Annotated in this window: 18 protein-coding genes and 4 pseudogenes; 16 read left to right on the plus strand and 6 right to left on the minus strand. The window is 67.9% G+C overall.

Going from position 1 to position 18,260, the window contains the following annotated elements; translation table 11 throughout:
• Together G6048_RS30560 and G6048_RS30565 are read left to right on the plus strand one after the other, a co-directional pair.
• A pseudogene (locus G6048_RS30560) lies at positions 1-119 on the plus strand (IS5/IS1182 family transposase); the annotation flags it as partial.
• Between the two features lie 114 nt (positions 120-233).
• On the plus strand, positions 234-560 hold the full coding sequence (locus tag G6048_RS30565; protein WP_165342844.1) for a hypothetical protein: 327 nt from the start codon (positions 234-236) through the stop codon (positions 558-560).
• A gap of 30 nt (positions 561-590) precedes the next feature.
• Here G6048_RS30565 and G6048_RS30570 read toward each other — a convergent pair whose 3' ends face one another.
• Positions 591-872, minus strand: a complete 282-nt coding sequence (locus G6048_RS30570; protein ID WP_165342845.1) for a hypothetical protein — start codon at positions 870-872, stop codon at positions 591-593.
• A 10-nt stretch (positions 873-882) separates the two neighbouring features.
• On the opposite strand from G6048_RS30570, the gene G6048_RS30575 reads away from it, so the two are divergent.
• Together G6048_RS30575 and G6048_RS30580 are read left to right on the plus strand one after the other, a co-directional pair.
• Positions 883-1,047, plus strand: coding sequence for a hypothetical protein (locus G6048_RS30575; protein ID WP_165342846.1), 165 nt, complete (start codon positions 883-885; stop codon positions 1,045-1,047).
• Positions 1,048-1,322: 275 nt separating this feature from the next.
• Positions 1,323-2,021 carry a DUF6082 family protein gene (locus G6048_RS30580; protein WP_165342847.1) on the plus strand — a complete coding sequence of 233 codons (699 nt, stop codon included), beginning with the start codon at positions 1,323-1,325 and terminating at the stop codon, positions 2,019-2,021.
• A gap of 40 nt (positions 2,022-2,061) precedes the next feature.
• Here the strand turns inward: G6048_RS30580 and G6048_RS30585 are convergent, their stop codons facing one another.
• Entirely contained in the window at positions 2,062-2,538 is a 477-nt protein-coding gene (locus tag G6048_RS30585) for a hypothetical protein (RefSeq protein WP_165342848.1), read from the minus strand.
• A gap of 35 nt (positions 2,539-2,573) precedes the next feature.
• On the opposite strand from G6048_RS30585, the pseudogene G6048_RS30590 reads away from it, so the two are divergent.
• The 5 genes and pseudogenes from G6048_RS30590 to G6048_RS50085 all read left to right on the plus strand — a co-directional run.
• Positions 2,574-2,964 (plus strand): annotated as a pseudogene (locus G6048_RS30590) (helix-turn-helix domain-containing protein); the annotation flags it as partial.
• A gap of 144 nt (positions 2,965-3,108) precedes the next feature.
• A pseudogene (locus G6048_RS52005) lies at positions 3,109-3,207 on the plus strand (IS5 family transposase); the annotation flags it as partial.
• Positions 3,208-3,259: 52 nt separating this feature from the next.
• Positions 3,260-3,733 (plus strand): nuclear transport factor 2 family protein, encoded by a 474-nt coding sequence (locus G6048_RS30595; protein ID WP_165342849.1) that lies wholly within the window; start codon positions 3,260-3,262, stop codon positions 3,731-3,733.
• Positions 3,734-3,810: 77 nt separating this feature from the next.
• Positions 3,811-4,308 (plus strand): TetR/AcrR family transcriptional regulator, encoded by a 498-nt coding sequence (locus tag G6048_RS30600; RefSeq protein WP_235990523.1) that lies wholly within the window; start codon positions 3,811-3,813, stop codon positions 4,306-4,308.
• A 114-nt stretch (positions 4,309-4,422) separates the two neighbouring features.
• A pseudogene (locus tag G6048_RS50085) lies at positions 4,423-4,614 on the plus strand (RNA-guided endonuclease TnpB family protein); the annotation flags it as partial.
• 65 nt (positions 4,615-4,679) lie between these two features.
• Here G6048_RS50085 and G6048_RS30610 read toward each other — a convergent pair.
• The gene (locus G6048_RS30610; RefSeq protein ID WP_051744487.1) at positions 4,680-5,414 is read right to left on the minus strand and encodes a FadR/GntR family transcriptional regulator; all 735 of its coding nucleotides are present in this window, start codon (positions 5,412-5,414) and stop codon (positions 4,680-4,682) included.
• 230 nt (positions 5,415-5,644) lie between these two features.
• Here G6048_RS30610 and G6048_RS30615 point away from each other — a divergent pair, with 230 nt between their 5' ends.
• From G6048_RS30615 to G6048_RS30630, 4 genes are all read left to right on the plus strand, one after another.
• Positions 5,645-6,886: an aminotransferase class V-fold PLP-dependent enzyme gene (locus G6048_RS30615; protein WP_165342851.1), complete on the plus strand. Its 1,242-nt coding sequence runs from the start codon at positions 5,645-5,647 to the stop codon at positions 6,884-6,886.
• 74 nt (positions 6,887-6,960) lie between these two features.
• On the plus strand, positions 6,961-8,256 hold the full coding sequence (locus G6048_RS30620; protein ID WP_165342852.1) for an ABC transporter substrate-binding protein: 1,296 nt from the start codon (positions 6,961-6,963) through the stop codon (positions 8,254-8,256).
• 71 nt (positions 8,257-8,327) lie between these two features.
• The gene (locus G6048_RS30625) at positions 8,328-9,299 is read left to right on the plus strand and encodes a carbohydrate ABC transporter permease (RefSeq protein WP_165342853.1); all 972 of its coding nucleotides are present in this window, start codon (positions 8,328-8,330) and stop codon (positions 9,297-9,299) included.
• Entirely contained in the window at positions 9,296-10,132 is an 837-nt protein-coding gene (locus G6048_RS30630; RefSeq protein ID WP_165342854.1) for a carbohydrate ABC transporter permease, read from the plus strand. The genes G6048_RS30625 and G6048_RS30630 overlap by 4 nt, the downstream gene beginning before the upstream one ends.
• Before the next feature lie 85 nt (positions 10,133-10,217).
• Here G6048_RS30630 and G6048_RS30635 read toward each other — a convergent pair whose 3' ends face one another.
• From G6048_RS30635 to G6048_RS30645, 3 genes are all read right to left on the minus strand, one after another.
• Positions 10,218-10,829, minus strand: a complete 612-nt coding sequence (locus G6048_RS30635) for a TetR/AcrR family transcriptional regulator (protein ID WP_165342855.1) — start codon at positions 10,827-10,829, stop codon at positions 10,218-10,220.
• Positions 10,830-10,964: 135 nt separating this feature from the next.
• A complete protein-coding gene (locus G6048_RS30640; protein ID WP_165342856.1) occupies positions 10,965-13,019 on the minus strand; it encodes a discoidin domain-containing protein in 2,055 nt (684 codons plus the stop codon).
• Between the two features lie 372 nt (positions 13,020-13,391).
• Entirely contained in the window at positions 13,392-14,735 is a 1,344-nt protein-coding gene (locus G6048_RS30645; RefSeq protein WP_165342857.1) for an ROK family transcriptional regulator, read from the minus strand.
• 334 nt (positions 14,736-15,069) lie between these two features.
• On the opposite strand from G6048_RS30645, the gene G6048_RS30650 reads away from it, so the two are divergent.
• Genes G6048_RS30650 through G6048_RS30660 form a run of 3 tightly spaced genes read left to right on the plus strand, consistent with a single transcriptional unit; the run spans position 15,070 to position 18,244 of the window.
• Positions 15,070-16,419: an ABC transporter substrate-binding protein gene (locus tag G6048_RS30650; protein ID WP_165342868.1), complete on the plus strand. Its 1,350-nt coding sequence runs from the start codon at positions 15,070-15,072 to the stop codon at positions 16,417-16,419.
• Entirely contained in the window at positions 16,416-17,396 is a 981-nt protein-coding gene (locus G6048_RS30655) for a carbohydrate ABC transporter permease (RefSeq protein ID WP_165342858.1), read from the plus strand. Before G6048_RS30650 ends, G6048_RS30655 begins: the two co-directional genes overlap by 4 nt.
• Positions 17,393-18,244, plus strand: coding sequence for a carbohydrate ABC transporter permease (locus tag G6048_RS30660; protein WP_328827425.1), 852 nt, complete (start codon positions 17,393-17,395; stop codon positions 18,242-18,244). Before G6048_RS30655 ends, G6048_RS30660 begins: the two co-directional genes overlap by 4 nt.
• The last annotated feature ends 16 nt before the right edge of the window (positions 18,245-18,260 follow it).

The following is an 18,260-nucleotide window of genomic DNA, read 5'->3' on the forward strand; positions in this document are numbered from 1 at the left end:
ACACCTTCGCCCGCATGAAGACCTGGAAGATCCTCCGCGACTGCCGCCTCAAAGGCGACGGCGTCCACCACGCCATGCTCGGCATCGCCCGCCTCCACAACCTCACCCTCGCCGGTTGACGAAGAACAGGCAGGTCAACCAACACGTCGTAGATCATTTACGGGACAAGCCTTAGGGGGTCCGCATCCGCGCCGGGGCCGGAGCGACGGGGCACTCGCGTACGCTCCCTGTTCATGACAGGACACATGTCGAACTCACATTCGGTGCCGGATCGTCAGAACCAGCTGTGGGGCGCCTTCGTCGCCTCGATTTCCGTCTTCCTCATCAACTGGTTTATGAGCTGGGGCAAGGCGTATGTGATCAACGACGACTTACCCAACTTCTGCGGCGATGTGCGCAGAAGTCTGTTCCCGCCGGAGGTGGCGTGCATGGCCGAAAACGGCACGATCACTGGCGGGAACGCCTGGTGGGTCGAGCCTCTGTTCTTCGCCTCGGGCGTGCTGTCCCTGGTGTTTGCGGTCTTGGCTCTCAGAAGGGCCGCGGTCAGCCGGAAGGCGTGAGACGGCCTCCCGGGACGCTCTCAACGGCTTTCAGTGGTGATCACGCCAGCGGTAAGCACTCCTTGCTCTGGGGCAGAAGATGTCGGCGACAGCGCCGTCGTCGACGGCCAGCGACCCGTCGATCGCGGAGCCCTGGGCGGGCATGCCGTCGATCCGTTTGCCGGACGTCTTCCGGCCGGGCTTGACCGGGCGTACGCGGTCGGGGTCGTCGGTGGGGTGCTTGGCTTCGAGGTTGTCGGCCATCCAGCGGGCGACCGGGTTGCCGTACGTCTTCAGCTCGCGGGCCTTGAGCATGCGCCTGAGCTCGGTCATCGGCGCGGTCATGCGCTCGTATCGGGTCCTCCTGGACACGCTCGGCCTCGTCGATCAGGTCCGCGCCGAACGAACCGGCCTCGTTGGTTTCCGTCGTGGTGGCGAACAGCAGCTCCTGGAGGCGGGCGCCGGCCGCGGTGGTCATCGCTTCCCACAGGGAGCCGTCCGCCTGTGACAGCACCTCGTCCAGGTTGAACCCGTGCGGGCTGTGGCCGAGTTCGCCCTTCGCGTCGGCGGAGATCGGCTCGAGCTGTGACGTGTCGAGCCTCCCGAGTTGGGCATAGGCGGAAACCTCAACTCCACCTCTGAATAACGGAGTTGGCGGCATCATCGGACCCTGACTGGACATGTTGCGTACAAGGGCCCCAAACCTAGGAACAGCGCACCCATATCAGCGGGAGCAGAACGTCAGGCTCACTGTTTGCGAAGGTCACTGAAGCCGAGGGCAACATGCTTGAAGACGTGAAGGGAAAGAGGCCGCGTCGACTGGCCATCTGGGTAGGCGGCGCAGCTCTGGTGGTGCTGATCGTCGCTGCGGTCCTCTGGGGACCTTGGATCCTCGACGATCCCTACCTGCGCGACAAGAACGGCAACCTGTCATCGTCCGCCGGCACTGTCATCACCGGCTTCCGCACCTCGCTCGTCGCTCTGGCAGCAGCTGCCATCGCAGGGACCGGCGTTTGGTTCACGCACCGCACATTGGAGCACACGCGAGAGAAAGACCGACGGCAACAAAAAGACCAGGACGTTGACCGTTATGGTCAACTGGTTCATGATCACGACATCGACCTGTTGCTCAAGGCTGTAGAAAACGATGATGTGGCAGATGCGATCGATACCTACGACGGATCTTTTTCGTCCGAAGAGCGTCGCAGGATTATCGTAGCCGACGTGCAATACAGGAACGCTTTTTTCGCCTACAGTATCGGAGTAATGCCGTGGGACGAATTCTACGGCAGGGTGCGGACCATGCTGCAGAACCATTGGTTCCGTGAATACTGGCATGCCTCTCGCCATCAGCGCGCAAGTCTCCCCGAAACATCACTGGAAAGCCAAGTAGGCCGTCGCGTGGATGACCTGGACCGAATGCTGGACGAAGCAGATGTCGACGAATGGTGGGTCGTCGGAGAAGCGCCCGAAACTGGCTAAAAAGGCTGTCCCGTAAAAGATCTCCGGGGTCGGCGGTGCGCTACCCCATGACCGCGCGGGCCGCGTCCAGAAAGGCCAGCCGGTTGCCCTCCAGGTAGTCCCGCACGCTCTCGCCGTCAGGCAAGCCTTCCCACACCGTCCGGTTGAGGTCAAGGAAGTAAGCGCGTGCCGCGTCGTGCACGGGCAGGGGGAACTGGATACGGATGAGCCGCTCCGCGACCCACAGCCTGTTCATGACGTCATGGGTCGTGAGGAACCAGGCGTCGGTGTCCTCCCACTCGGAAGGCCGACTGAAGGCGGAGCGTTCGGCCTCGGCCCCCACCTCAATGAACCGCTCCAGCAGCGCGAGCCGTTCCGCGCGCCGGGCCTCCGACAAGGCGCTCTGCTGCCGTTGCTGTTCCGCACGTTCCGCCGAGAGCTGAGTCCTGTGCTGGACAAGGTAGGACAACAAGCCGCCGAGGACGACGCCGCCCAACGATATGAGTGACACCCAGACCTGACCTGCCATGGCGGCCATCGTGCCATGCCGTCGATCTTTGAGACGATCTCGCTGTGGCTGGTGTAATCACGGCGTGCGAGCCGTCATGGACAGCCCCGTTTCACCGGGCTGAGCCCGCGTCAGTTCAGCAAGCTCATCATCGAGTTACGACGCGCGGGCGCGGATCCGGTCCGCAAGGGCCGACCGTGGAGCCTGCCGCTGGAGGACCGGATTCTGCTGGTCGCCGCGTATGGGCGCGTGAACCTGACCCTGCGACAGCTCGCCCCGCTGTTCGGCATCTCGAAGTCGGCGGCCAACCGCATCATCGACCACCTAGTGCCGGCACTCGCGCTCCAGCCGCGCAAGCGGTTCCGCAAGGACACCGTGCTGATCGTGGACGGAGCCCTGGTTCCCACCCGTGACCACACCGTCGCCGAGCAGTCGAAGAACTACAGTTGGGTGACATACGGCAAGGACGGCGGGGAAACAAAGCGGAAGAACCACCGCTGAGCAGGCCGATCGTTCGCTGAGCGCGGCACGTAGTGCCGCCGTATCGCCAGCTGTGTCAGAACCGGTGATCTGTGACACTGCGTGACGGGTGCCGATAGCACCGGGCCGCCGCCCGCCGCCGAGGGGCGTTTTCTGGACGCCATCCTCTACGTGAACCGGACCGGGATCCCCTGGCGTTACCTCCTGCTCGACTGCCCGCAACGGCTACTGCGTGGTAGGTTATAGGTCGACCACTAACGTAGGAGGGGATATGACAGCCAAGAAGGACGACGCCAGCCGCCGCGCCGCTGCCCGGTACGCCGTGGCCGAGCACCTGCGCCTCACCGCTGCAGGACACACCGAGGAGTGGGTGAAGCTTTTCACCCCGGACGCGGTGCTCGAGTTCCCGTACGCCCCGGACGGCGTGCCGAAGCAGGTCACGGGACGAGACGCCCTGCTCGCCCACATGAGCGGCTTCCCCGAGACCTTTGACGTCAAGTTCGTCGACCTGGTATTCCACGACACGGTCGATCCGAGTCTCGTGGTCGCCGAATTCCGCTCGACGGGCACGGCACTGCCGACCGGCAAGCCGTACGAGCAGGCATGCATCTCCGTCGTCCGCACCGATGACGACGCACGCATCACCCACTACCTGGACTACTGGAACCCGCTGGTCGCGATCGAGGCCCTCACACCCTCCGAGGTGCCGGCCGAGGCCGACCGCAGCGTCACTTTTGGAGCCTGACAGGAAGCCGTGTTGAACTGACGCCCATGCCTGCCGCCGGTACTAGCACGAAGAGCGACGAACGACGTCGGGCCATCATGGCCGCCGCGGTCGATTGCTTCGCGCAAAAGGGTTTCTACGGTACGACGACGCACGAGATAGCCGAGTGGGTCGGCATCTCTCAGCCGTATCTCTATCGCCTGTACCCGAACAAGGAAGCGTTGTTCGCGGCGGTGGTCGACCACGTGTCCGTCGTCATGACCGACACGCTGGTCGCTCACTCGCCGGCGTCGGGTGGGGCCGGGCCGGCGCCCGAGGCGGCGTTGGATGCGGCGCGCGGCGCCTACGCCGCGCTCGTCGCGGACCGGAGCATCCTGCGCTTCCTCATGCACGCGAACTGTGCCGCCGGCGAGCCGCTAGTGGGACAGGCCGTGCGGCGGTGCTACGCCAAGCAGGTTGACACCGTTCGGCAGCTGCTGGGCGACGACGACGCCGTGCGGCGCTGGTTCGGCGCCGGAATGCTCGACAACGTGGTCGCCGTGCTGGGTCTGGCCGACATCGATGAGCCGTGGGCGCACGTCCTCACCGCTCGATGACCCGACACCGGCAGTTCGGTGACGACGGCCCCGAGTTCCGGCCCCGCGACGCCCGGCCCCACCGACCGGTCCACCAGTCACGGGACGTCACAGATCACCGGTTCTGAAACAGGTGCCTGGCTGGGAGAGGTCTCCGCGGTGGCGCTGCAGCAGTCCCTGCGCGATGCCGAGGCCGCCTACCGCAACTTCTTCGCCTCGCTCAAAGGGCAGCGCAAGGGCCCCAGGCTGGGCGAACCGAAGCTCAAGTCGCGCAAGGATGCCCGGCAGTCGATCCGGTTCACCGCGAACGCGCTTTGTCGCGTCGATTCCCTCCGGCCGGCCCGCCCCGTGGCGGGCGCCGCGGGGTACCGCCTGCCGACGGCCGAGTGCCATCAGCTCAGGGCGCCGTCAGCCTCGCCGCTCTTCTCCCGGCCTTGGGCGCCCTCCTCCACCGGAGGCATGAAGGCACGCAGCCACCGTTCCGTCTGGGTGACGTGGGCCTCGGCAGCGCCCGCGGCGGAGCCAGGGTCGCGGTCGGCGATCGCGGTGGCCAATACGCGGTGGTCCGCGTCGCTCTTGCGCCGCAGCTCGGGGCCCTCAGGGAGGGTGAAGACCTGGTACTTGCGGGAGCGGGCGCGGAAGACCGCGAGCAGGGAGGCGAGGGTGGGGTTTTCGGCGGCCCGGGCGATCTCCGCGTGGAAGCGGTGGTCGAGCTCCGAGGCCTCGGCGGGGTCGTCGGTGGCCTCCATGGCCTCGATGAGTGAGAAGAGCGTCCGCACGGTCTCGGGGGTTCGGCGCGCGGCGGCCTTGGCCGCGACATGGGCCTCCAGGACCCGCCGGATCTCGTACACCTCCAACAGGCCGGGCAGCGGCAGGAGTTCGAGGGTCAGCGAGAGGCTGCCGATGATGTCCTCCGGCCTGAGCTGGGAGACGTAGGTGCCGGAGCCGTGTCGCGGTTCGACCACTCCCAGGGCCGCGAGCATCCGTACGGCCTCACGCAACGATCCCCGCGAGACGCCGAGTTCCTCACCGAGCTCGGCCTCGGGCGGGATGCGCTCGCCCGCCCCCAGACGTCCCGTCGCGATCATGTGTCGTAGGCCGTGAAACGCCTTGTCGACTGCGGACATTCGACTCCTCCCTGACGGACCGGCGGCATCACCGAAGCCCTTGTGCACTGTACCGAGTCATCAGATGTCTTGTATGTATCGGCCAGGATTCATCTGATGACTTTCCCCTGCAGGAGCCTTGCAGGCGCGAAAGTGCCATGCCAGGATGCCGAGTCATCATACGTCTATGGAAAAAGGCTAGGCACTGTCTGATGTCTCGGGCCACTCAGGCCGGGCAGATATGGAGTGATGTGAGCGAGACCGAGGTCACCACCGCCCCGCGCCCCCTCCTGCTGGCCGACGGCCGGCCCGCCGCCCGGGCGTGGTCGCTGGACCCCGCGATGAAGCACCTGAACCACGGCTCGTTCGGGGCGGTCCCCTCGGTGGCGCAGGAGCGGCAGAACCAGCTGCGTGCGGAAATGGACCGCTCCCCGGTGGTGTGGTTCCCGGCGCTGCCGCAGCGGATCGCCGCCACCCGGGTCGAACTCGCCGCCTTCCTGCGGGTCGCCCCGGACGACCTCGCCCTGGTGCCGAACGCGAGTGCCGGTGCCAGCGTCGTGTTCGCCGGCCTCTCCCGCCGCCGCGGTGGCGAGATCGTCGTCACCGATCACGGCTACGGGGCTGTGACCATGGGCGCCGAACGGTTGGCACGCCGCTGGGGCGGCCGGGTCCGCACCGCCCGGGTGCCGCTGGACGCGGATGAGGAGCTGGCGTACGAGGCCGTGGCAGCCGAGATCGGCGAGGCCACAGATCTCATCGTCCTCGACCACATCACCTCGGCGACCGCACGCCGGATGCCAGTGGAGCGGATCGGCGCGGAGGCCCGGCGGCGCGACATCCCGCTGCTCGTCGACGGCGCCCACGCCCCCGGTCTGATCGCCGCCCCCCTGGACGGTATGACGTGCGACTTCTGGGCCGGAAACCTGCACAAGTGGGGCTGCGCACCGCGCGGCACCGCCGCGCTGGTCGCCCGCGGCCCGCGGCGCGAGCAGCTCTACCCCCTGATCGACTCGTGGGGCGCCGCCGATCCGTATCCCGACCGCTTCGACCAGCAGGGAACGGTGGACCTCACCAGCTATCTGGCGGCGCCGACGGCGCTGGACCTCATCGAGCGCACCTGGGGCTGGGGGACCGCCCGCCAGTACATGGACGACCTGGTCGGCTACGCCGAGCGCGTCGTCGGCGCCGCCTTCGCCGAGCTCACCGGCGAACCCAGCGCCGTCGACGTGGGCATGCCCGTGCCCGGAATGCGTCTGGTGCGAGTGCCGGCGGGACTGGGCGCCAGCCGCGTCGAGGCCGACGCGCTGCGCGACCGGGCCGCCCGGGAACTGGGCGTGGAGACGGCCTTCACCAGCTTCGGCGGCACCGGTTATCTGCGGCTGTCCGCGCACGTCTACAACACCGCCGCAGACTACGAGTACTTCGCCGAGGACTGCGTCCCCGTCCTTTGCGAGTGGGCCCGCGCGGCCCGCGAACAGCCCGGCGCGTCGTAGGCGGCGCGACCCCTCCAACCCCCGTCCCCGATGCCGCTGCCAGCGCGGCCGTATCCCAGGAAGAGGTCGGCACGATGAGAAGAAGGACGGCAGCTCTCGCCCTCGGCACAGCCGCCACGATGGTACTGACCGGCTGCTCCGCCATGAGCGGCGGTGGTGGTGGCGGAACGGTCACCCTCAACATGGTCGAGAGCCTGACGAACCCCGCCCGCACGGATCTGCTGAAGGACCTCATAGCGGACTTCGAAGAGCAGAACCCCAAGATCAAGGTCAATCTGGTCTCGCCGCCCACCGAGCAGGCCGACCAGAAGATCCAGCAGATGCTCCAGTCCGGCAGTGGCGTGGACACCCTCGAGGTGCGGGACACCACCGTGGGCCCGTGGTCGAACAACGGCTGGCTCTACGACATGAAGAAGGACCTCACCGGCTGGAAGGGCTGGGAGGCCATGACGGAGAACGCCGTCAAGGCCTCCCAGGACGCCGACGGCGAGACCTACTTCGTCCCGTACGGCTTCTACGGCCTGAGCGTCTTCTACCGCACCGACCTGATCAAGGAGGCCGGCTTCAGCGCGCCGCCGGCCACCTGGGATGAGCTGCTGAAGCAGGCCTCCGCCATCCACGACCCGGCGAAGCGCCGCTACGGGTACGCCTTCCGCGGCGGGGCCAACGCCAACGGCAACGCCACCGCCGTCATCGAGGCGTACGTCGCCGACGAGATCGACCCCGCCAACGGCTTCAAGCTGAAGGACGGCAGCACGATCTTCTCCGTGCCCGAGGCCCTCGACGCCATGGAGACCTACCTCAAGCTCTTCAAGCAGGCGTCCCCGAAGTCGTCCGTCTCCTGGGGCTATCCGGAGATGGTCGAGGGCTTCTCCAACGGCTCCACGGCCTTCCTGCTCCAGGATCCCGAAGTGATCGCCACGGTCTCGGAGTCCAAGGCGATCGCGAAGGACCAGTGGGACACCGCCCCGCTGGTGGCAGGCCCCAGCGGCAAGACCGTCCAGCCGCTGGCCACCGCCGGATGGGGCGTCGCGGACGGCAGCAAGAACAAGGCCGAGGCCGTCAAGCTGGTCGAGTTCCTCTCCGAGGGCGAGGCGTCGACGACCTTCACCAAGAAGAACAGCCTGGTGCCGATCCTCAAGTCGGCCACCGAGGACCCGTTCTACAAGACCGGCCCCTGGTCCAGTTACGTCACCATGACGGAGCAGCCGGAGAAGTACCTCAACGTCAGTCAGCCGCGCGGCGTCGCCTGGTGGACCGAGTGGCAGCAGAAGGCCGACGCCGACGTGCAGAAGATGGTGCTCGGCAAGCTGACGCCCAAGGCGCTGCTGGCCGGCTGGGACGCGTACTGGACCGAGAAGTGGCAGTAGGAGGACTAGGCAAAATGCCGGCCGCGTCCGAAACGACGAGTTCGAGTACGAGTACAAGTACGACGGAGACCATGAAAACGGCGTCGGCGGGCTCCTCCCGTAACCGGAAGGGGGGAGACCCGCCCGCCCGAGGCACCGAACGGGGCCGCCGCAAGCCGGAGTTCACCTCTCGGCGCGGGCTGCTCATCGCCGCCTTCATGGCCCCGGCCGCGATCTTCGTGGCGGTCTTCACGTACTACCCGATGATCGCCGGCAGCCAGATGGCCTTCCGTAACTGGAATCTGACGGACCTGAGCGACACATCCTGGGTGGGCCTGAAGAACTTCCGTGACGTCTTCGCCGACCCCGCCTGGGGCACCGTCCTCACCAACACCGCCGTGTGGGTGTTCGGTTCGGTCGTGCCCCAGTTGGTGATCGGCTTCGCCCTCGCCCTGTGGCTGCGCCGGAAGTTCCGCTTCCGCGGCCTCTACCAGGCGCTGGTCTTCTTCCCCTGGGCGATCTCCGGATTCCTCATCGGCATCCTGTTCCGCTGGCTGTTCAACAGCGAGTTCGGCGTCGTCAACGACCTGCTCCAGAAGGCCGGGCTGATCGACGAGCCGGTCGCCTGGCTGGCCGACCCGAAGACCGCGATGTTCGCCGTCGTGGTCGCCAACGTCTGGTACGGGGTCACCTTCTTCACGATCATGATCCTGGCCGCCCTGCAGTCCGTCCCCGAGGAGCTGTACGAGGCGGCGGCGCTCGACGGAGCCGGCAAGGTGCGCACGCTGTTCCAGATCACGATCCCGTACATCAGGGTCACCCTCGCGCTGACCGTGCTGCTGCGGGTCATCTGGATCTTCAACTTCCCCGACCTGATCTTCGGAATGACCGGCGGCGGACCCAACAACGAGACGCACATCGTGACCACCTGGATGATCAAGATCACCCAGCAGGGCGACTACGGCAGGGCCTCCGCGCTCGGCCTCATCGTGGTCGCCACGCTGCTGGTGTTCGCGGTCTTCTTCCTTCTGGCCACGCGCGAGAAGCGAGAGGTGAAGCCGTGATCGGCAAGGAGTCCACGGCCGGCCGGGCCACCAAGTTCACCTTCCTGGGGCTGTGGCTGGTCTTCACCGTCTTCCCGCTCTACTGGATCACCATCACGTCGCTGAAGGCACCCGGCGACATCTTCACCTTCCCGATCGCCTACTGGCCCGAGCGCTTCTCGCTCGAGAACTACAGCGGGCTGTTCGGCAAGGCCGACTTCGGCGTCTACCTCACCAACAGCCTCATCGTGGCGACCGTCGCGGGCGCGGTCGCCACGGCGATCTCGATGCTGTCGGCGTACGTACTGGCGCGCTTCGAGTTCCGTACCAAGTCCGCGCTGCTGATGGCCGCCCTGGTCACCCAGATGATCCCGACCTTCATCGCGCTGGGGCCGCTGTACCTGCTGATGACCGACCTCAAGCTGGTCGACAACCGGCTCGGGCTGATCCTCGTCTACATCGCCGTCTGCATCCCGTTCTGCACGGTGATGCTCCGCGGCTTCTTCGAGAACATCCCCGACGCGCTGGAGGAGGCCGCCATGATCGACGGCCTGTCCCGGTTCGGGGCGCTGTTCCGGGTGCTGCTGCCGGTGATGCGTCCCGGGATCGTGGCCGCGTTCATCTTCAACTTCGTCAACTGCTGGAACGAACTCTTCCTGTCCGTGACGCTGATGAACAGCGACACCACAAAGACCGTCCCCACGGCCCTGAACGGATTCATCTCCAGCTTCAACATCGACTGGGGCTCCATGTCCGCGGCGGCGGTCCTCACCATCCTGCCCACGATGCTGCTGTTCGCCTTCGCCAGCCGTCACATCGTCCAAGGGCTCACGTCCGGCGCGGTGAAGGGCTGAGAGAGGCGGCACGTCATGACCGTGGGGCACCCGCCCGCCCCCGATCGGCTCCGAGGCCCTGCCAGCCAGGGGCGGAGCCCGGTGTTCAGGTCGCCGCGGGTGCCTCGTCCCGGACGAGGCCGGCGACGTGGTCGGTGATCGTGTCGAGAATGTCCGCCCAGGCCGCGTCATCGCCGAGGACGAGGAAGTTCAGAGTCAGGCCGTCGGTCATGGCGGCCAGATAGCGGGCCAACACGGGGACGGGTACGCGGAGTTCGAAGTTCATGCTGTGCCGGAGCTGTTCGATGAGTTCGGCGTAGGTGGCGGAGTACAGCTCGTACTGCCGTCGTGCCAGGTGCTCGAACCCGGGTTGGCGCAGGGCGTACTGAGTCAGTTCATACGTGAGCATGTGCTCGCCCGGATTGGCGGACACATGGTCCCAGTAGGCCTGGAAGCCGGCCCCGATGGTCTCCCGCAGGGTGGCCTTCGGCCGGATCGCTTCCTTCACCACCGTGACGTAATGACCGGTGATCGTCTCGATGACGGACTCGATCAGGGCCTGCTTGGAGTCGAAGCAGTAGTGGAAGACGCTCAGGGACACGCCCGCTTCGGCGGCGATGGACCGGGTCGTCGTCCGGGGGACGCCGTCTCGGGTCATCGCACGGATCGCGGCCTCGGTGAGCTGTCGGCGCCGCTCGGCCGACGGCATCCGTGCCATGTGGATTCCCTTTGCTCTCGTGTCTCGGCCCTTGTGTCTCGGCTCTCGTGTTCCGCCGGGGAAGGCGGCCCGCGGTCGGCCGGATCAGGCGAGCTGATCCGGCCGACCGCGGCCCTGGACACCGACTCGGTGCCGTCAGTTGCTGTAGACGCCGACTTCGCGGAGGGAGTATCCCCATTCGGTGCCCCGCTCGAGCCCTTGGACGCGCACATAGCGGGCCGGCACGCCGGTGAACCTGGCTGTGTCCAGGCCGCCGTCGCCGGTGGTGGTGGACCATACGGACTGCCAGTTCGTGCCGTCGGTGGAGAGCTGGATGCGGTACGCCTTCCCGTAGGCACGCTCCCAGTCGAGGGTGACGCGCTTGACGAGGCTCGCGGACCCGAGATCGAGCCGGAGCCACTGGTCGCCGCTCCAGTCGCTCGCCCAGCGGGTGCCCGGCTTGCCGTCCACGGCCCTGGAGGGTGCGTAACTCGTGAACGGGTTCGACTCCGAGGAACTGGCCGAGGCGGTCGAGCCCGAGGCGAGGTTGACCCCGGCCTTGTGGTCCTCGGACGCTCCCCAGGTGCCGAGATACGACTCGGCGCCCCGCAGGAGGTCGTCCACGACGTCCTGGCCGCCGACCTGCCTGATGTCCTCGATCCAGTCCGGGATCATGCCGGCGTGGGCGCCACCGTCGGTGTTGTAGTCCCAAGTGCGTTCGCCGGTGGTCTGTCTGGCGATGACGGAGCCGCCGTCGACGCTCTTGAAGGGGTACGTGACCGGGTTCGAGGTGTTGGCGCCGCGCGGGGCGGGGTGGTCTCCGATGCCGTTGAAGTCGGTGCCGTAGCCGTAGCCCACGCCGTACTTCTCACGCAGCGCGTCCGTACGCTTCGCCTCCTCGCTGAACTCCTCGGAGCCGTGCATGTACTGGGCGACGAAGCCGCCGAGGGAGTAGACCCGCTCGGTCCAGTTGAGGTCCATCCAGCTGTGCGAGGACAGGACACCCGGGTACTGCTCGGCCTCGAAGATGTCGAGCACCCGGCCGGTGGCCTTGACGCTCATGTGGTCGATCTCGAGCATCATCTTGCGGTCCATCATGCCGCGCACGGCGTACTCGCCGAGACCGGTGAGACCGCGGACGTTGCACTGCGCGTCCTCGTCGTACTCCGGGACCTCGGTGCCCGCCGGCAGGTCCTCCTCGGTCTCGGACGGCGCCTCGCCGATCGGGTTGTCCTTCTGCGGGCCCTTGCACTTCTCCGTCTGCCAGAAGGTGCCCGTCGACAGGAACTGGCCGACGTTGATGGCCGTACCGAGCCCGTGCTCGTCGAAGCGGACCCCGCACAGCGCGTTGTCGAACTTGTGGCACAGGAACATGCTGCGCACGCCCAGGTCGTACAGCTCGTCGAGGCCCTTGTCGATGTCCTCCTTGTCGCACTGCGCGATGTCGAGGACCTGCTTGCAGCCGAACGGCTCGGAGGTCTCGACGCCCAGGATGACGGCGAGCTTGCCCTGCTCGATGACCTCGCGGGCCTGCGCGCTGTCGGTGACGATCCGGAACCAGCCCTTGCCGGTGCCGCCGTACATCTTGTCGATGTGGTCCTGCATGTCGTACGTCAGCTTCGCCTGGAGCCGGATCGAGGTCATCTCGTCGCAACTGCGGTCCTTGAAGGGGTAGACCGAGCAGATCATGCCGTTGGTGACGAGGTCGTTGACGAGGACCCGCTGACCGCCGCGCCAGGCGCGCTCGATCCAGGCGTAGTAGTTCGCCTGATGGGTCATCGAGTCGTACGCCGGCCAGTCCTTGAACGTCGGCCAGCCGACCGGGTCGTGCTTGCCGTCACCGCCGTGGGTGATGTAGTCGAAGATCGCGAGCGAGCCGTCGGGATAGTGCTCGGGGCAGTCCTTGAGGGCGTCGGCGACCCCTTTCTCGGAGAAGGGCTTGCCGCAGATGAGCCGGCCGCCGAAGGCCTCGTTGGAGAACAGGTGATTGTGCGCGTCGACGAGGCCCCGTACCTCCCCCTGGGAGTCGGTTCCCTTGAAGGGCTCGCCCGTGACATTGATCTGGGAGTCCGGCGCGGGCCGCGCCACCGGGTTCCACCAGTCCGTCTCGGCCGCGGAACTGGACGTGGGGCCGAGCGTCATGGTCATCACGATGAAGAGCAGCGAGAGAAGCGTGATGGGGGTACGCCTGCGGTGTGGCTGTCGAGTCATTGGTCATCACTCACATCTCCGGTCGGCGGATGGCGCCGCCGATGAGCCAGACACACGGGCGTAGGCATGACTAGATCAGTGCCTGGCTGTCATGACTCGTACAAGCGGATGTCATGAGAATCGCGACTGTGGTTAACCGAGTCAAGAGTCCGGGACAGATGACCTGATGACGTGTCGGTTGCCCCGAGCCTCCGGGCGCCGTTGCGTGACCGTCGTAGGGCGCTGAACGGACAGCCACGGAAGGAGCGCGGGCGGTGTCGATATGCGACTCCGTCGCGATGGGGGAGCGACAAGCCACAGCGCACCCGCACCCGCACCCGCACCCGCACCCAAGAAGCAACCAGTGACCCGTTGGGCGTTGGGCCATCCGACTCAGGTCACCAGGGGGCTTCTGTCCCCGTCCTCAGGCCCGGAGGCCGGCTGAGTTCCCTGGGCCGGAAGGCTGGTCGGCCGGGTGCGCAGCACCTCTTCGACGGAGGAGAGGGCGAAGCGGACCGCGCCGGTGATCACGGCCTCGTCGCCCAGGGCGGACAGCCGCCACTGCGGCAGGTCGACGAGGAGGCTGCCGGACTCCTCCTCGGCGGCGCTCAGGAGGAGTTCCGCCGCCGGAAGCAGGCCGGGGACAGGGAAGAGGCTGGTGCCGAGCACAACCAGCGCCGGGTCGAGGGCCAGCAGCACGGGGGCGATCCCGGCGGCCAGCCTCCGCCCGTACGACGTGACGGCCGCGACTGCTTCGGGATCCCCTGAGGCGGCGCCATGGACGATGTCGGTACCGGTGCGACGCGCAGGGTCCGCAGGATCCGGGGCAACGGCGTCCGGTACCAGGGGTTCGAGGCCGGGCTGCGAGGAGGTGCTGCCGGGGAAGCGGATGAAGCCGATCTCACCGGCCGCGCCGCGGTGTCCGCGCAGCAGGCGCCCTCCGGTGATGACACCCGCACCGAGGCGCTCACCGAGCAGGACGAAGACCATCTCGTCGGCCGCGCCACCGACCCCGCGCCACTGCTCGCCGAGCGCGGCGAGGTTGGCGTCGTTCTCCACGGCGACCGGGCAGCCGAGGGCGTCGCGGAGGGTGGTGACGATGTCCGCCTCGGCCCAGCCCTTGAGGTTGTCGGCCTGCCGGACACGGGTGTTGCTCCGGTCCACCAGGCCGGGGGTGCCCACCGTCGCGGCCCACACCCGCCGGGCGTCGGCCCCGGAGCGGTCGATCGCGCGCCGCACTACCGCGGTCACGGCGCGGGCCCGGGCCCGGCCGCCCAAATCGGCGCGCACCGCCTTGCGTTCGACGGCCACCGGATTGCCGTCGAGGTCGGCCAGACAAGCGCTCACCGAGCGGGCCCGTACATCCACGCCGATGACAAAGCCCGCATGCGGGCAGAAGCGGAACCGGCGGGCCGGCCGGCCGGGCGAGCGCTGGCCACGGGCGGAGACGGCCGGGGCGACCTCGATGAGGCCCCGGTCCGTGAGTTCCTCGACGATCGCCTCAACGGTGGGACGGGAGAGCTTGGTTGCCTCGGCCAGGGTCGAGAGACGGGGGTGCGGGTCGGTCGAGCGGACGGCGGCGAGGATGGCCGCTGCGTTGGTGGCACGCAGGTCCGCGACGCCCACCACCGCGGGCAGTTCGCGCCCGGGGGAGTTCGGCTCCGGCAGCCCGCCGAGCGGCCACAGCGCCTGCGCGGCGGGGGCCGTGGACGGAGAGCGGTCCCTGGACGTGGCCAATGATCAACCTCCTGTGGAGCGGCCCGGCGGGGACCGGTGCGGACCGCCCTGACGATAACAATCCAGCCATGAGTCCTTGACGCATGCCAGGCTCGCTCCGATTATAAAACGCAATTGCGTTATCGAACTAGTCGAGCTCACCAACCGAGCTCATAGAGCTGTCGAAACCCCGTCGCTCGCGGGACCCACCGCGATCCCGGCCCGCCCACGGCGTCTTCCCACCCTCCTCGCGCCCCCTCCGCCGCGCCGCACACCATCGCGGCCTCATGCACCACGTCTCCCCGCCGGCAAGCCCGCCGCCGGCTCCCCTGTCCCGTCACGCCCAGGAGACCCCATGAGCCCCAGCCCGTCGTCCCAGTCGTCCCTGTCCAGACGTACGTTCCTCACGGCCACCGGCGTGGTAGGCGCCGCGGCGCTCACCGCGTGCAGCGATCTGACCCCCGGCGCATCGTCGTCCGACAAGAGCAGTACCGGCCCCGTCTCCACGGCGATACCGGCCGACGAGAAGATCACGCTGGTGGTCGCCGACGCCGACGACACCACCATGACCCCGGGCCTCATCGCGGCCTTCCGCAAGAAGCACCCGAACATCACCGTCAAGCGCAACTACACCGGCTGGGACGACTACCTCAAGAGCATCAACACCACGATGTCGGCCGACAGTGCCCCCGACATCGCCCAGTTCACCTCCGGCATGCAGAACCTCGTCCCCGGACGGCTGCTGCTCAAGGCCGGCGAGTACGGCAAGGCGTACGGCTGGGCGGAGAAGTTCCCCGGCCTGGACCAGATCACCCTCACCCCGGACGGCAAGACCGTCGGCACCGGCGACCTGTACGGAGTGGGCGCGGGCCTGTCGTTCGAAGGCGTCTACTACAACAAGTCCAAGGCGCAGAAGCTGGGCCTGACCGTCCCCCCGGCCACCCTGGACGAGTTGGAGGCCCTGTTCGCCAAGGCCAAGGCGGCCGGTGAGACCGCACTGGTCGCCGGCAACCTCGACGGCGGCCTCAACCACGCCTTCAACGTGCTGCTCTCGGCCCATCTGACCCCGAAGGACCGCGAGGCGTGGGCCTATGGCCACCAGAGCGCCACCATCGTGCTGCCGGAGGCCGAGAAGGCGGCCGAGACGCTCAAGCGGTGGGTGGACGAGGGGTACGTCACCCCCAAGGTCAACGGTGTCAGCGACAACGACGCCACCGCCGCGTTCGCCAAGGGCGAGGGTGTCTTCCGGATCAGCGGCAACTGGGCCGCGGCGGCGGTGGCCGAGGGGCTGGGGGAGGGGGCCGGCTACTTCAACATGCCGCCCGTCACCTCCGGCGGGAAGGTACGCACCACCGGCGCCGGCGTGTACTACTGCGTGTCCAGCAAGTCGAAGAACGCTGCCGCGGCCGCCGCGTTCCTCGATTTCACCGCGGGCGCGGAGGCCGCAGCCATCACCGCCAAGGCGGGCTTCATGGCTCCCGACGCGGGCGCCATGCCGAGCCAGAGCGGGCTGCTGGGCGATGTCCAGAAGGGCTGGCAGACGGTCGTCAAGGACGCCGGCCTGCAGCCGTTCATCCAGAACTCCTCCAGCCCGACGATGGGTGACACCCTCACCACCCAGCTGCAGTTGCTCGCCGGAGGCAAGACCACCGCCGAGAAGTTCCTGGCCGGTCTCCAGACGGACTTCGAGAACTACCACAAATGACGACTGCCGGCCGACTGACCGGCCCCGCCCCTGCCCCCGGAGCCCAGAGCCGGGTGGAGCGCGCGTCGGACAGCACCCTGCACAGGCGGCCGGACGCGGCGCGGTCCGGCCGCCGCCGACGCCGGGCCGTGGCGTTGCTGTACCTGCTGCCGGCTCTGCTGCCCTACACGCTCTTCGCCGTGCTGCCGCTGCTGCACACCGCTTATCTCTCGCTGTTCGACTGGGACGGGGTGACCCTCCCGTCCTTCGTCGGCCTCGACAACTACGGCCGTATCGCCACCGACCCGCAACTGCGCGCCGCCGCCTGGCATGCCGGTGCGCTGATCCTGTTCTTCTCCGTCCTGCCCATCTGTCTGGGGCTGGTCTCGGCGGCGATCGTGTCCCGGCGTGCCGGGCGCCGGGGCACCACCCTGGTCCGCACGGTGCTGTTCCTGCCCCAGGTCATCCCGCTGGTCGCGGTCGGCATCCTCTGGCGCTGGGTGTACGCCGAGGACGGCACCCTCAACCAGGCGCTGCGGGCGATCGGCCTGGGCGGCCTCACCGACGCCTGGCTGGGCAGCTTCACCTGGGCCCTGCCGGCCGTCGGACTGATCGGCAGCTGGGTCGTCTCGGGCCTGTGCATGGTGCTGTTCCTGTCCGGGACCCAGCGCATCGACCCCGAGATCTACGAGGCGGCACGGATGGACGGGGCGGGCCCGGTACGCGAGTTCATGGCGATCACCGTCCCGCTGCTGCGGCCGGAGTTCGCGGTGGCCCTGTCCATCACCGTGATCGCCGCCCTGTCCAGCTTCGACCTCATCTACATCACGACCGGAGGGGGCCCGGGCAACAGCACCGTCGTCCCCGGAATCCTCATCTACCGCCTGGCCTTCGGGGGCGGCGCCGTCGGTGTGGCCAGCGCGCTGGCGATCGTGCTGACGGTGGTCATCTCCCTCGCCGTCCTGGTCATCAACCGGCTGTCCAGGGAGGCACCGTGACCTCGACGACCTCACCGACCTCGACGACCAGAGCGGTCACCGGGCGGCTGGCGGCACCCGTCGTGCTCGCGCTGTTCATGGCCGCCGTGCTCATACCGTTCGCCTCCCTGCTGCTGGCGGCACTCCAGCCGGCGGGCGCTCCACTCACCGGCTTCGCCCTGCCGGACGGGCTGCACTTCGAGAACTTCTCCCGCGCCTGGTCAGCGGCCGGCTTCGGCACACTGCTGCGGTCGAGCGTGGTCATCGCGCTGTGCGTGGTGCCGGCCGCGGTGGTGTGCGCGACCCTCGCCGGGTACGCGCTCGCGACCCTGGACGTCCCCGGCCGGGGAAGGCTCTACGCGTATCTGCTGCTCGGCCTGTCCATCCCCACCGAGGGCACCATCATCCCGCTCTACTACGACCTGCGCGCCATCGGCCTGACCAACACCGTGCCGGGGCTGGCACTTGCGGAGATCGCCGCGTTCATGCCGTTCGGGGTCTTCTGGATGCGCGCCCACTTCGCGACCATGCCGCGCAGCCTGATGGAAGCCGCACGGCTGGACGGCGCCTCGTCGTGGGCGACGCTCTGGCGGATCCTGCTGCCCAACTCCCGCCCGGCAGTGACCACGTTGGGCGTTCTGTACTTCGTCTGGAGCTGGAACCAGTTCCTGCTCCCGCTCATCCTGATCCAGGACCCGGCCCGCCGTACGGCACCCGCCGGACTGGGTTTCTTCACCGGGCAGTTCGGCGTCGACGTGCCGCTGCTCGCCGCGGCCACCCTGATCGTGATCGCCCCGGTGGTGCTCGTCTACCTGTTCTTCCAGCGGCACTTCATCAGTGGCGTACTCAGCGGCGCCCTCAAGGGCTGAACACAGCTGAACACAC

The organism is Streptomyces ureilyticus (assembly GCF_011045025.1).
Classification (GTDB): Bacteria; Actinomycetota; Actinomycetes; order Streptomycetales; family Streptomycetaceae; genus Streptomyces; species Streptomyces ureilyticus.